The organism is Pseudomonas sp. TWI929 (genome assembly GCF_039673335.1).
Classification (GTDB): domain Bacteria; phylum Pseudomonadota; class Gammaproteobacteria; order Pseudomonadales; family Pseudomonadaceae; genus Aquipseudomonas.
This window is the reverse complement of the sequence record NZ_JBDJLK010000063.1, coordinates 1-12,962: the sequence shown is the minus strand read 5'-3', so window position 1 is coordinate 12,962 and position 12,962 is coordinate 1. Positions and strand designations below refer to the sequence as shown.

At 63.0% G+C, this 12,962-nt stretch carries 13 protein-coding genes; 7 read left to right on the top strand and 6 right to left on the bottom strand.

Features of this window, described 5'->3' with window-relative positions; all coding sequences use genetic code 11:
• Window positions 1-23 precede the first annotated feature (23 nt).
• Window positions 24-443, top strand: a complete 420-nt coding sequence (gene mscL / locus ABE456_RS21060; protein WP_346645646.1) for a large-conductance mechanosensitive channel protein MscL — start codon at window positions 24-26, stop codon at window positions 441-443.
• Between the two features lie 138 nt (window positions 444-581).
• On the opposite strand, the gene ABE456_RS21055 is transcribed toward mscL, so the two are convergent.
• Window positions 582-1,358, bottom strand: a complete 777-nt coding sequence (locus ABE456_RS21055; protein WP_028699862.1) for a ferredoxin--NADP reductase — start codon at window positions 1,356-1,358, stop codon at window positions 582-584.
• Window positions 1,359-1,572: 214 nt separating this feature from the next.
• Between ABE456_RS21055 and ABE456_RS21050 the strand changes: the two genes are divergently transcribed.
• Both ABE456_RS21050 and ABE456_RS21045 read left to right on the top strand, forming a co-directional pair.
• Entirely contained in the window at window positions 1,573-2,280 is a 708-nt protein-coding gene (locus ABE456_RS21050; protein WP_346645645.1) for an autoinducer binding domain-containing protein, read from the top strand.
• Window positions 2,281-2,376: 96 nt separating this feature from the next.
• The gene (locus tag ABE456_RS21045; protein WP_346645644.1) at window positions 2,377-3,501 is read left to right on the top strand and encodes a methyltransferase; all 1,125 of its coding nucleotides are present in this window, start codon (window positions 2,377-2,379) and stop codon (window positions 3,499-3,501) included.
• A 135-nt stretch (window positions 3,502-3,636) separates the two neighbouring features.
• Here the strand turns inward: ABE456_RS21045 and ABE456_RS21040 are convergent, their stop codons facing one another.
• From ABE456_RS21040 to ABE456_RS21030, 3 genes are read right to left on the bottom strand one after another with little or no spacing between them, the layout of a single operon-like run.
• A complete protein-coding gene (locus ABE456_RS21040; protein WP_346645643.1) occupies window positions 3,637-3,792 on the bottom strand; it encodes a DUF2474 domain-containing protein in 156 nt (51 codons plus the stop codon).
• A gap of 9 nt (window positions 3,793-3,801) precedes the next feature.
• The gene (cydB, locus tag ABE456_RS21035; protein WP_346645642.1) at window positions 3,802-4,809 is read right to left on the bottom strand and encodes a cytochrome d ubiquinol oxidase subunit II; all 1,008 of its coding nucleotides are present in this window, start codon (window positions 4,807-4,809) and stop codon (window positions 3,802-3,804) included.
• Between the two features lie 3 nt (window positions 4,810-4,812).
• Window positions 4,813-6,249 carry a cytochrome ubiquinol oxidase subunit I gene (locus tag ABE456_RS21030; protein ID WP_346645641.1) on the bottom strand — a complete coding sequence of 479 codons (1,437 nt, stop codon included), beginning with the start codon at window positions 6,247-6,249 and terminating at the stop codon, window positions 4,813-4,815.
• 344 nt (window positions 6,250-6,593) lie between these two features.
• Between ABE456_RS21030 and ABE456_RS21025 the strand changes: the two genes are divergently transcribed.
• The 3 genes from ABE456_RS21025 to trmA all read left to right on the top strand — a co-directional run bounded on the left by ABE456_RS21025 (window position 6,594) and on the right by trmA (window position 10,413).
• Window positions 6,594-7,814, top strand: a complete 1,221-nt coding sequence (locus tag ABE456_RS21025; RefSeq protein WP_346645640.1) for an MFS transporter — start codon at window positions 6,594-6,596, stop codon at window positions 7,812-7,814.
• Window positions 7,815-8,035: 221 nt separating this feature from the next.
• Window positions 8,036-9,331 (top strand): NCS2 family permease, encoded by a 1,296-nt coding sequence (locus ABE456_RS21020; RefSeq protein WP_056801600.1) that lies wholly within the window; start codon window positions 8,036-8,038, stop codon window positions 9,329-9,331.
• Window positions 9,328-10,413: a tRNA (uridine(54)-C5)-methyltransferase TrmA gene (trmA, locus tag ABE456_RS21015; RefSeq protein WP_346645639.1), complete on the top strand. Its 1,086-nt coding sequence runs from the start codon at window positions 9,328-9,330 to the stop codon at window positions 10,411-10,413. Before ABE456_RS21020 ends, trmA begins: the two co-directional genes overlap by 4 nt.
• Before the next feature lie 44 nt (window positions 10,414-10,457).
• On the opposite strand, the gene pcaG is transcribed toward trmA, so the two are convergent.
• Window positions 10,458-11,063 (bottom strand): protocatechuate 3,4-dioxygenase subunit alpha, encoded by a 606-nt coding sequence (gene pcaG, locus ABE456_RS21010; protein ID WP_012274187.1) that lies wholly within the window; start codon window positions 11,061-11,063, stop codon window positions 10,458-10,460.
• An 11-nt stretch (window positions 11,064-11,074) separates the two neighbouring features.
• Window positions 11,075-11,794: a protocatechuate 3,4-dioxygenase subunit beta gene (gene pcaH / locus ABE456_RS21005; protein ID WP_051100860.1), complete on the bottom strand. Its 720-nt coding sequence runs from the start codon at window positions 11,792-11,794 to the stop codon at window positions 11,075-11,077.
• Window positions 11,795-11,994: 200 nt separating this feature from the next.
• On the opposite strand from pcaH, the gene ABE456_RS21000 reads away from it, so the two are divergent.
• Window positions 11,995-12,888, top strand: coding sequence for a neutral zinc metallopeptidase (locus ABE456_RS21000; RefSeq protein ID WP_346645638.1), 894 nt, complete (start codon window positions 11,995-11,997; stop codon window positions 12,886-12,888).
• Window positions 12,889-12,962 lie beyond the last annotated feature (74 nt).

The window sequence follows — 12,962 nt, the reverse complement described above, 5'->3', positions numbered from 1 at the left end:
CCTTTTGTTACAAGGATCTAAACATGGGCATGCTCAATGAGTTCAAGGCCTTCGCGGTCAAAGGCAATGTCGTCGACATGGCGGTTGGTATCATCATCGGCGCAGCCTTCGGCAAGATCGTCTCGTCCTTCGTCGGCGACGTGATCATGCCGCCACTGGGCCTGCTGATTGGTGGTGTGGACTTCAGCGACCTGGCCATTACCCTGAAGGCGGCCGAAGGTGACGTGCCGGCGGTGATGCTGGCGTATGGCAAGTTCATCCAGACCGTGATCGACTTCGTGATCGTGGCCTTTGCCATCTTCATGGGGGTGAAGGTGATCAACCGCCTGAAGCGCGAAGAGGCCGTGGCGCCGACTGCGCCGCCGGTGCCTTCGGCTGAAGAAACCTTGCTGACCGAGATTCGTGATTTGCTCAAGACGCAGAACCAGAATCGCTTGCCATGAGATAGCTGGGGGCGCCGTGCGCCCCTATCGCGACGCAAGGCCGCTCCCACAGGGGCCTGCGTACGCTGAACTATTGTGGGAGCGGCCTTGCTGGGGCGCCGGACCGGTCGGATGGGCCGCAAAGCGGCCCCGACGGGCTTACCAGTAGTTTTCCACAGCCACCTGCCCTGGCCGCTTGCTCAGGCTCAGTTGCAGGTCACGCGCCTTCAGCACCTTGCGCGTCTCGTCGATCATTTCCGGGTTGCCGCACAGCATCACCCGCGAATGCTCGGGTGACAGTTCCAGCCCCGCCGCCTTCTCCAGCTCGCCATTCTCGATCAACGTGGTAATACGCTGGTTCAGTGCCCCCGGGTGCTGTTCACGGGTCACAACCGGAATGAACTGCAATTTGCCGGCGAACTCGGCCAGGTAATCGCGCTGCTCCAGCCCGGCGATTTCATCCACGTAAGCCAGTTCCTTCGCTTCACGAACCGAATACACCAGCTTGATGCTGTCGAAACGTTCCCAGGCTTCGAAGTCCTGCAGGATCGACATAAATGGCGCAATGCCTGTACCGGTGGCCAGCAGCCACAGGTCACGGCCACCGACGAAGCGATCAAGGGTAAGGAAGCCGAAGGCCTGGCGGTCGATCAGCAGGGTATCGCCTGCACCTAGCCGGCTCAGTTCACTGGTGAATTCGCCACCCGGCACCACGATGGAGAAGAAGTCGAGGTGCTCGTCATGCGGTGCGCTAACCATGGAATAGGCACGCCAAACCACGCTGCCATCAGCCTTGGTCACGCCCAGGCGGGCAAACTGGCCGGAGCGGAAGCGGAACCCGGCATCGCGCGTGACCCGCAGGCTGAAGAGGTTCGGCGTCAGCGGCTGAACATCAAGCAGGGTCTGGCGGGTGAACTTTTCGGCGCTAGCGGTCATATCGGGCTCCAAGTTTGGCGTGTGCACAGTGTCGCCTAAACCGGCCTGGATAAAAACCACCGCTTTGTAGGGCCTCATCTACGGTGATCGTGCCGAAGTCGCAGAAAAACCTGATCGCTATAACAAAAAAATCCCAACAACATGGTAGGACTTTTCCTACAATCTTCCGGGTACCCAAACGGATTGGATCCTGCGCCCCCTAGGAGTGTTTCAGATGCTTCACTGGAAACCCGAGCATCTTCATGCGTTCGTCAGTGAACGCAGCCCACGGAAGCTGTTCGACATCGCAGTGCACCTGGCACAAGACCTGGGCATGGATTACCTTGGGCTGAACATTCGCATCCAGATCGCTACGCAGACGCCCAGGGTCTACCTCTACAGCAACTACCCGGACGAGTGGATCGAACGCTACCAGCGCGACGATTTCTACAAACAGGACCCCGCCGCCAACGTCAGTCACAGTTCAACCATGCCGGTGCTGTGGACCGACGATCTGTATCGTGATGCCCCGCATTTTCGTGAAGCAGCCTGCCAGCACGGCCTGCGTCACGGCTGGACGCAGTCTTTGCACGACCTGCAGCACAACGAGAGCCAAGTCAGCGTGGCCAGGCCCAACGGCAACATCGCCATCCAGGAACTCTACGACAAGGCCGGAAGTGTCCAGTGGCTGTGCCACACCCTGCACGCGGTGTTGGGCGAGCACCACCTGAACGCGCTGTGCCCGCCTCAACCGAAAATGAGCGAGCGCGAACTGGAGGTACTGAAATGGTCGGCCGCCGGCAAGACCGCTGCCGACGTGGCCTGCATCCTGTCACTGTCGCAAAGCACGGTGAACTTCCATATTCGCAGCGTGATTACCAAGACCAACGCTGCCAACAAGGCCGGCGCCATCGCCATCGCCGCCCTGCGCGGCTGGATCTGACCGGCAAACCTGCGACCTTGGGCAAAGCCCTGTAGAATCGCCCGGCAAAGCCCGGGGCGAACCGCAACGGGCAGTTTCATACCCGAGCCAGACGCCATGCCCCTGTTGACCACCCCCTACGCCGAACTCGACTTGATCCGCCAGCCGGAGCAGGCCAACGACCCGTTGCAGGCTTTCGATGCCGCCGACGAGTACCTGCTTGCGCAGCTGCACGAACAGGCACCTGACGCCAACTGCCGAGTACTGGTGCTCAACGACAGCTTCGGCGCCCTGGCCGCCAGCCTGGCGGGCCAGCTGCAGGTGACCAGCAGCGGCGATTCGCACCTGGCGCACCTGGCCCTGGAGAAGAACCTGGCGCGCAATGGCCTGCCGTTCGACAGCGTGCCGTTCGTGCCGGCCAGCGAACACTGGCAGGGCCCGTTCGACCGGGTGCTGGTGCGCGTGCCCAAGACCCTGGCCCTGCTCGAAGAGCAACTGGTCCGCCTGCAAGGCCAGCTGGCACCCGGTGCACAAGTGATTGCCGGGGCAATGATCAAGCACCTGCCACGGGCAGCCGGTGAGCTGATGGAGAAGTACATCGGCCCGGTGCAGGCTTCGCTGGCACAGAAAAAGGCCCGTTTGCTGACGGCAACGGTGGCCGAACGGCCGCTCGCCCGCTCGCCCTACCCTAGCCGCTACCGCCTCGACGCCCCGGCACTGGAGCTGGTCAACCATGCCAACGTATTCTGCCGTGAAGGCCTGGACATCGGCACCCGGGCATTCCTGCCGCACCTGCCTCGCGACTTAGGCCGCGCGCGGGTGGCGGACCTGGGCTGTGGCAACGGCGTGCTGGCGATTGCCAGCGCCCTGGCCAACCCGGATGCCCAGTACACCCTGGTCGACGAGTCATACATGGCGGTGCAATCGGCACGAGAGAACTGGCAGGCTGCGCTGGGCGAGCGCCTGGCGACCTTCGAGGCGGCCGATGGGTTGGCGGGGGTAGAGAAACAATCGTTGGACGTGGTGCTGTGCAACCCGCCGTTCCACCAGCAGCAGGTGGTGGGCGATTTTCTCGCCTGGCGCATGTTCCAGCAGGCACGCGAGGCGCTGGTGGTAGGCGGGGCGCTGCATATCGTGGGTAACCGCCACCTGGGCTATCACAGCAAGCTGGCGCGGTTGTTCCGCGGGGTGGAGCAGGTGGCGGCTACGCCCAAGTTCGTTATCCTGAAAGCCCGCAAATAGGCCATTGGGGCTGCTTTGCAGCCCATCCGACCGGTCCGGCGCCCCGGCAAGGCCGCTCTCACTCCAGATTCTAATCCCCTCTCAAGACACAAGCGGCCTTGTGTCGCGATAGGGGCGCAAAGCGCCCCCATCAATTCAATGGGTGGTCATCCCTGCGGCCCCCATGAACAAGCGCATCACCCAGGCCGCCACCCCCAGCGCCGCCACGCTCATTGCCCAGATCAGCAATAGCCAACCCAGTCGTTGCCACAGCGGCTTCTTGTCTTCCAAGCCATGCTTGCCAGTCATCATGCGGCCCTCCTAGTGATAGCCGTCTTCATGGGTCACCTTGCCGCGGAACACGTAGTAGCTCCAGAAGGTATACATGAGGATGAACGGCAGAATGAACAGTGTGCCCACCAGCATGAAGCCTTGGCTCTGCGGCGGCGCTGCGGCATCCCAGATCGAGATCGACGGCGGGATGATGTTCGGCCACAGGCTGATGCCCAGGCCGCTGTAACCAAGGAAAATCAACACCAGGGTGAGCAGGAACGGCGTGTAGTGCGCATACCGTGCCACCGCCTTCAGCAACCCGTAGAAGGTCACCAGCACCAGCAGCGGCACCGGCATGAACCAGATCAGGTTAGGCATGCTGAACCAACGGTCGGCGATCTGCGGATAAGCGATAGGCGTCCACAGGCTGACGATACCGATCACTACCAGCAGCACCAGCGCCAGCGGCCGAGCCAGGTCATGCATCTTCTGCTGCAGCGGCCCTTCAGTCTTCATGATCAGCCAGGTGCAACCCAGCAGGGTGTAGGCAACGATCAACCCCAAACCGCTAAACAGGCTGAACGGGGTCAGCCAGTCGAGGGTGCCACCGGCGAAATGCCGGTCGACCACCTTGAAGCCCTCCAGGAAGGCGCCCAGCGCCACGCCCTGGAAGAAGGTGGCGATCAGCGACCCCCAGATGAACGCCTTGTTCCAGATATGCCGCTTGTCGGCCTTGGCCTTGAAGCGGAACTCGAAGGCCACGCCGCGGAAGATCAGGCCGATCAGCATCAGGATCAATGGCAGGTACAGCGCCTCAAGTATCACCGAATAGGCCATCGGAAACGCTCCAAACAGCCCGGCACCGCCCAGCACCAGCCAGGTTTCGTTGCCGTCCCACACCGGGGCGACGGTATTCATCATCACATCGCGGTCATGCTCGTCCTTGATGAACGGGAAGAGCATGCCAATCCCCAGGTCGAAACCATCCATCACCACGTACATCATGACGCCGAAGATGATGATCACGGCCCAGATCAGCGGAAGGTCGATTCCCATGGCTCAGTTCCCCTTGCTCAGGCTGGCGGAGTTGGCCTCACGGCCATCATCGGCGGCGGACAGCGGCCGCGCCGGCGTGCGTTGCTGGCCAGGACCACCGGGGTTGTGCTCGTCACCCTCACCGGTCTGCGGCCCTTTGCGCACCAGGCGCATCATGTAGCCAAGGCCAGTGCCGAACAGGGCGAAGTACACCACCACGAAAGCCACCAGGGTGAAGCCGAGCTGGCCGTAGCTGTGGTTGGACACACCGTCCGCCGTGCGCATCAGGCCGTACACCACCCATGGCTGGCGGCCGATCTCGGTGGTGAACCAGCCTGCCAGCAACGCTACCAGCCCTGAAGGCCCCATCCACAAGGCCAGGTACAGGAACGGGCGCGAGGTGTAGAGCGTGCCGCGCTTGCGCAGCCACAGGCTCCACAGGCCAACGAAGATCATCAGCATGCCCAGCCCGACCATGACCCGGAACGACCAGAAAACGATGGTCGAGTTGGGCCGGTCTTCGGGCGGGAACTCCTTCATCGCCGGCACCTGTTTGTCCAGGCTGTGGGTCAGGATCAGGCTGCCGAGCGCCGGGATCTCGATCTTGAAGCGCGTGGTCTCGGCCTTCATGTCGGGGATGCCGAACAAGATCAGCGGGGTTGGCTCGCCGGGCACGTTCTCCCAGTGGCCTTCGATCGCCGCAATTTTCACCGGCTGGTGTTTGAGTGTGTTGAGGCCATGGAAGTCGCCGATCACCGCCTGGATCGGGGCCACGATCAGCGCCATCCACATGGCCATCGACAGCATCTTGCGCACCGCCGGGTTGTCCCGCCCGCGCAACAGGTGCCAGGCCGCCGAAGCACCGACGAAGAACGCGGTGGAAACGAACGCGGCAGTGGCCATGTGCATCAGGCGGTAGGGGAACGAGGGGTTGAAAATAATCGCCAGCCAGTCCACTGGCACTACCCGGCCATCGATGATTTCGTGGCCTTGCGGGGTTTGCATCCAGCTGTTGGAGGCGAGGATCCAGAACGTTGAGACCAACGTGCCGAGCGCCACCATTACCGTGGAGAAGAAGTGCAAGCCACGGCCGACGCGGTTCCAGCCGAACAGCATGACGCCCAGGAAGCCGGCCTCGAGGAAGAAGGCAGTGAGTACTTCGTAGGTGAGCAGCGGGCCCGTGACAGAGCCGGCGAAGTCGGAGAAGCGGCTCCAGTTGGTGCCGAACTGGTAGGCCATGACCAGGCCAGAGACCACGCCCATGCCGAAGTTGACGGCAAAGATTTTCGACCAGAAGTGATAGAGGTCACGGTAGACCTGGTTGTGGGTCCTCAGCCAAAGGCCTTCAAGGACTGCCAGGTAGCTCGCCAGGCCAATGGTGATGGCTGGGAACAGGATGTGGAACGACACGGTAAAGGCAAACTGCATTCGGGCGAGCTCTAAGGCTTCTATTCCGAACATGGTGCTTCCTCTTCAGGTAATCCGGCGTCCGGGCTGGTGGCCCCGTCGCCCACTGCCCCCACGGTAGTCGAGTGCGGCACGTTGGAATTGTTCTGTTCGATCGCAGGGATTCCGGCGCAAAGGCCTGATCGTTACATCTGGAACGATTGATCCAGATCAACGAATGCTAGGAAGCATAGTCCCGAATGGCCCGACGGGGCGTGTGGTTGATTGCCGCGTGACCGGTTGCCCCACCCTCTTTCATAAAGCGTGGAAAAGTGCTGCCCCGGGCAAACAGTAACCGTTTGTTACAAACAGATGATACGCTGCGCACCCCTCTACTGCGCCGAGGCCCCTGGTTTCCGATGTCCGATTCCGCACCGCAGTTGTTGCGTCAGCACCGCCCTTTCCTGGCCTTCTGGCTGGCCCGTGTATTCACCGCCAGCGGCTTCCAGATGCTCACCGTGGCCATTGGCTGGCACCTCTACCAGTTGACCGGCAATGTGCTGGACCTGGGCTTGGTCGGCTTGGTCGAGTTCGCCCCACGGGTACTGTTCATGCTGCACACCGGGCATGTCGCCGACCGCTATGACCGGCGCAAGGTCGCCGCACTGTGCCAGAGCCTGCAGGGGCTGATTGCCCTGGCGCTGGCCGTGGGCAGCGCTACCGACAACGTCACCCGCGAGCTGATCTTCGCCCTGGCCTTCCTGCTCGGTGCCACCCGCTCGTTCGAAATGCCGGCGACCCAGGCGCTACTGCCCAACGTGGTGCCAGTCGGGCTGTTCCCGCGGGCAGTGGCGGCTTCGGCGTCGGCCACTCAGTCGGCGACCATCGTCGCACCGGCGGTGGGCGGTTTCCTGTATGCCTTCGGCAGCATCTGGGTATATGGCCCCACCGTGGCCCTGTACGCCATCGCCTGCGTGCTCACCCTGAGCCTGCAGGCGCGCGGCCAGGTCGCCCAGCGCGGGCGCGCCAGCATCGAGTCGCTGCTGGCCGGCATCCGCTTCATCCGCAGCCGCCCCGACATCCTCGGCGCCATCTCGCTGGACCTGTTCGCCGTGCTGCTGGGCGGCGCCACCGCGTTGCTGCCGGTATTCGCCAAGGACATCCTGCTGACCGGCCCGCTGGGGCTCGGCCTGCTGCGCTCGGCGCCAGCGGTGGGGGCGCTGCTGATGTCGCTGTGGCTGGCGCGCTTCCCGTTCGAGCGTAATGTCGGCCGCACCATGTTCACCGCAGTCGGCATTTTTGGCGTGGCAACCATTGCCTTCGGCCTGTCGACCTCGTTCTGGTTCTCGCTGGCGGTGCTGGTGGTGCTGGGGGCGGCAGACATGATCAGCATGGTTATCCGCGGCGCCTTCGTGCAGCTGGAGACGCCGGATGAAATGCGCGGGCGGGTGAGCGCAGTGAACGGCTTGTTCATTGGTGCCTCGAACCAGCTCGGCGAGTTCGAATCAGGGGTTACGGCGCACTGGTTTGGCACAGTGCCAGCGGTGGTGATGGGCGGGGTGGGCACTTTGCTGGTGACTGGGGTGTGGATAAAACTGTTCCCCACCTTGGCCAAGCGGGATCGGTTGCATAACAACTGAATTGTTCGCCTGTACCGGCCTCTTAGCGGGTAAACCCCCGAAAAGGCCGGGAAAGGCTTGAGAAAAAACCAATACCCCAACGCCAAAAGCCCCCGCCAAGCATGCTGGTATGATGCGCGGCTTTTTTCCGCCCCACACAAAACCACGGCAACCGGTACGGTCTGTGCTTTGCTGATGGGGTCGATTTATTCATGGCGCCGGGGGCGCCTTGGGGAGCGGGCATGCTGGAAAGGCTGTTTCAACTAAGAGCACACAACACCAACGTGCGCACCGAGATTCTCGCGGGCGTCACGACCTTCCTGGCCATGGCCTACATCCTGTTCGTCAACCCGAGCATCCTCGGCGAGACCGGCATGGACAAGGGCGCGATCTTCGTCGCCACCTGCCTGGCGGCGGCGATCGGCTCCACCACCATGGGCCTGATCGCCAACTACCCGATCGCCCTGGCGCCAGGCATGGGCCTGAACGCGTTCTTCACCTACACCGTGGTGCTGCACATGGGCCACACCTGGCAGGTGGCGCTGGGTGCGGTGTTCCTGTCGGCGGTGATGTTCTTCCTGCTGTCGATCTTCCGGATACGCGAATGGATCGTGAACAGCATCCCGCTGCCGCTGCGTTCGGCGATTGCCGCCGGTATCGGCCTGTTCCTGGCGCTGATCGCCCTGCATAACGCCGGCATCGTCGTCGACAACCCGGCCACCCTGGTGGGCCTGGGCGACCTCAAGCAGCCGGCACCGATCCTCGCCACCCTGGGCTTCTTCCTGATCGTTGGCCTGGAGTCGCTGAAAGTACGCGGCGCCGTGCTGATCGGCATCCTGGCGGTGACCATCGCCTCGATCGTGATGGGTGTGACGCCGTTCGGCGGCATCGTCTCCATGCCGCCGTCGCTGGCACCCACTTTCCTGCAGCTGGACATCGCTGGCGCGCTTGATGTGGGCCTGGTCAGCGTGATCTTCGCCTTCCTGTTCGTCGACCTGTTCGATAACTCCGGCACCCTGATCGGCGTAGCCAAGCGTGCCGGCCTGATGGGCAAGGACGGCCACATGCCGAAGATGGGCCGTGCCCTGATCGCCGACAGCACCGCAGCCATGGCCGGCTCCCTGCTGGGCACCTCGACCACCACCAGCTACATAGAATCCGCCGCAGGCGTGAGCGCCGGTGGCCGCACCGGCCTGACCGCCATCGTGGTTGCCGTGCTGTTCCTGCTGGCGCTGTTCTTCGCCCCGCTGGCCGGTAGCGTGCCGGCCTTCGCCACTGCCCCGGCACTGCTGTTCGTCGCGGTACTGATGGCCTCGGGCCTGGCGGAAATAAACTGGGACGACGTTACCGAAGCCGCACCGGTAGTGGTGACCGCCCTGGCCATGCCGCTGACCTACTCGATCGCCAACGGCATCGCCTTTGGCTTCATTTCCTGGACCGCCGTCAAGCTGATCTCCGGCCGCCATCGCGACCTGAACCCGGCCCTGGTGATCCTTTCCATCCTGTTCGTCATCAAGCTGGGCTGGTTCAACGCATGAGTGCTGCTTTCGACCCCTCCTCCTACGCCACCCAGCTGGACGCCAAGGTGGCCCGGCTGCGCGAGCTGCTGGCGCCGTTCGGCGCGCCGGAGCCGGCTGTTTTCGATTCGCCGCGCGAGCACTACCGCCTGCGCGCCGAGTTCCGCCTGTGGCGCGAGGGCGGCCAGCGCCACTACGCCATGTTCGCCCCGGGCGAGAAGCACAAGGCGATCCTGATCGAAGACTTCCCCATTGCCAGCCAGCGCATCAACGACCTGATGCCGCGCCTGAAGGCGGCCTGGCAGGGCAGCGAAGAACTGGGCAACCGCCTGTTCCAGGTGGAGTTCCTCACCACCCTGGCCGGCGATGCCATGATCACGATGTGCTACCACCGCCCGCTGGACGAAGCCTGGGAAGTGGCGGCGCGGCAGCTGGCCGAAGAACTGGGCGTGAGCGTGATTGGCCGTTCCAAGGGCAAACGCCTGGTCATCGGCCGCGACTATGCGGTGGAAAAACTCGACGTAGCTGGCCGCGTGTTCAGCTACCGCCAGCCGGAAGGCGCCTTCACCCAGCCGAACGGCGCGGTGAACCAGAAAATGCTGAGCTGGGCTTTCGAGGCGATTGGTGAGCGCGAGGACGACCTGCTGGAGCTGTATTGCGGCAACGGCAACTTCACCCTGCCGCTGGCCACCCGCGTGCGTCAGGTGCTGGCTACCGAAATCAGCAAGACTTCGGTCAACGCCGCGCTGAGCAACCTCGACGAGAACGCTGTGGATAACGTGCGGCTGGTGCGTTTGTCGGCAGAAGAGCTGACCCAGGCGCTGAATGACGTGCGGCCGTTCCGCCGCCTGGAAGGCATCGACCTGAAGAGCTATGCGTTCGGTACGGTGTTTGTCGACCCGCCACGGGCGGGGATGGACCCGGATACTTGCGAACTGACCCGGCGTTTCGAGCGGATCCTGTACATCTCGTGCAACCCGGAGACGCTGGCGGCGAACATTGCCCAGTTGCAGGACACCCACCGCATCGAGCGTTGCGCGTTGTTTGACCAGTTCCCGTATACCCACCATATGGAAAGTGGTGTGTTGCTGGTTCGGCGCTGACTGATAAATCGCTTGGGGCCGCTTTGCAGCCCCAAGGGCTTGTATCAGAAGTCGAAGAAGACCGTCTCCCCTTCCCCCTGAATACGGATATCAAAGCGATACGCCGTCTTCCCATCCACTTCGCAGCGCTTGGCAATCAGCGTCTCACGGCGTTGCGGCTGCTCGATCAGGTTGAGCACTGGGCACTTGGCGTTGGCCTGGGCCTCGTCATCGAAATACAGCCGCGTGTGCAGGTGGATGTTGATGCCGCGGGCAAACAGGCTGATGTTGATGTGCGGCGCCATCGGCACGCCGGCAGCGTTGTTCACCACACCTGGCTTGACCGTGTGCAGGGTCCACTCACCGGCATCGAAAGTGGTAGCCGTACGGCCAAAGCTGTTGAAGGCGTTTTCCAGGTTGTAGGCATCCTGGTATTCGCCGTTGGCGTCGGCTTGCCACACTTCCAGGAACGAATCGCGCACCAGGTGGCCGTTGCCGTCGTATACCTGGCCGATCAACAGGATGTGCTCGCCCGGCGCGTCTGGCTTGGCCAAACGGTTCCAGATTTCCTGGTCGCGGGTCGGGTTGCCGGCCGCTTCCAGGGCCAGGCCGATGTGCACGTAGGGGCCGGCGGTCTGCGAAGGGGTTTCCGGCAGCAGTTCGATTGGCATGGCGGGGGTCCTCAGCAGTTTTCGAAGTGGGTCTTGCGCTGGCCGCGCAGCACGATGTCAAAGCGGTAGGCCAGGCAGTCCATCGGGTTGGCGTTGCTCATGTCGAGCTTGGCGATCAACTGCTGTACGGCTTCAGGGTTGGCGATCGACTTGACGATCGGGCACATCGGGATCAGCGGGTCACCCTCGAAGTACAGCTGGGTGATCAGCTTGGTGGCGATCGACGGGCCGCTGATGGCGAAGTGGATGTGCGCCGGGCGCCAGTCGTTCGGGCCATTGCGCCATGGGTACGGGCCTGGCTTGATGGTGCGGAAGCTGTAGTAGCCGTCACGGTCGGTCAGGCAGCGGCCGACGCCACCGAAGTTAGGGTCCAGCGGTGCCAGGTAGCGGTCGTTCTTGTGGCGGTAGCGGCCACCGGCGTTGGCCTGCCACATCTCCACCAGGGTGTTTGGCACAGGCTTGCCGTACTGGTCAACGACACGGCCGGCAACGATGATGCGCTCGCCGATCGGCAGGCCACCGTTGTTGAAGTTCAGCAGCAGGTCATGGTCGTGGGCGCCGAAGCCCAAGTGGGAAAAGTCCGGGCCGGTGGTTTCGCTGATCGACTGCGGAATGCTGACCAGTGCCTGGCGCGGCGAGCGGGCAATGGACGTTTTGTAATCAGGCGTAAGGGCTTTCGGGTGCCAGTTGCGATCACGGATCACGAAGCGGCTGTTGTCCTGTGCGGGCATGCCGGTTTCCTCTCTTGGAATTATGTGAAGGCCTGGTCGTGGCAGGCGGACTTGCAGTTTCAGGCAGGTCGGGCACGGTGAATATTGAAATCGAGCACTTTATCCATAACCAAATGGTTATGGGTTAACACCTTGGCCTGACACCTGCCGCTTTCGTGAACTAATCTTTGTCTTCTTGTTTCACGCTCCGGAGAGCATTCATGGAATGGCGAAAAGGCCGGCGCAGCGACAACGTGGTCGATGCCCGAGGCGAAGGTGGCGGTGGCGGCGGCATGCGTTTCGGCGGCGGCAAGGGGCTGGGGCTCGGGGCGATTCTGCTGATTGTCGGCATCGGCTGGCTCACCGGGCAGGACCCGTTGCAGATCCTCGGGCAGCTCGCCGGCCAGATGGAACAGCAACAAACACAAACTGCGCCAAGTGGTGCCGGCGGCAAGGCGCCACCGGCCAATGACCAACAGGCCGAATTTGTCGCCTCGATCCTCGGCGACACCGAAGACACCTGGAAGGCCCTGTTCGCCGAAGCCGGCAAGCAATACCGCGACCCCAAGCTGGTGCTGTTCAGCGGCCAGGTCAACTCGGCCTGTGGCTTTGCCTCGGCGGCGGTGGGCCCGTTCTACTGCCCGGCGGACCAACGGGTTTACCTGGACATGTCGTTCTTCCGCGAAATGGAAACCCGCTTCGCTGCCGCCGGCGACTTTGCCCAGGCCTATGTGATCGCCCACGAAATCGGCCACCACGTGCAGACCTTGCTGGGCGTCTCGGCCAAGGTCGATGCAGCACGCCGCAACGGCCAGCGCATGGAAGGCGACAATGGCCTGTTGGTACGCCAGGAACTGCAGGCCGACTGCCTGGCCGGGGTTTGGGCCTACCAGGCACAGAAGCGCCTGAACTGGCTGGAGCCGGGTGACGTCGAGGAAGCGTTGAACGCAGCCAATGCCATTGGTGATGACCGCTTGCAGCAGCAAGGCCGCGGCCGCGTGGTGCCGGACTCGTTCACCCACGGCACCTCGGCGCAGCGGGTACGCTGGTTCAAGACCGGGTTTGCCGAGGGTGAAGTGAACCGCTGCGATACCTTCAGTGCGCGTAACCTTTAAGTAGCCTCCACAGCCGACCCGGTCCCTGTGGGAGCGGCCTTGCGTCGCGAAAGGGCCGCACAGCGGCCCCAGGA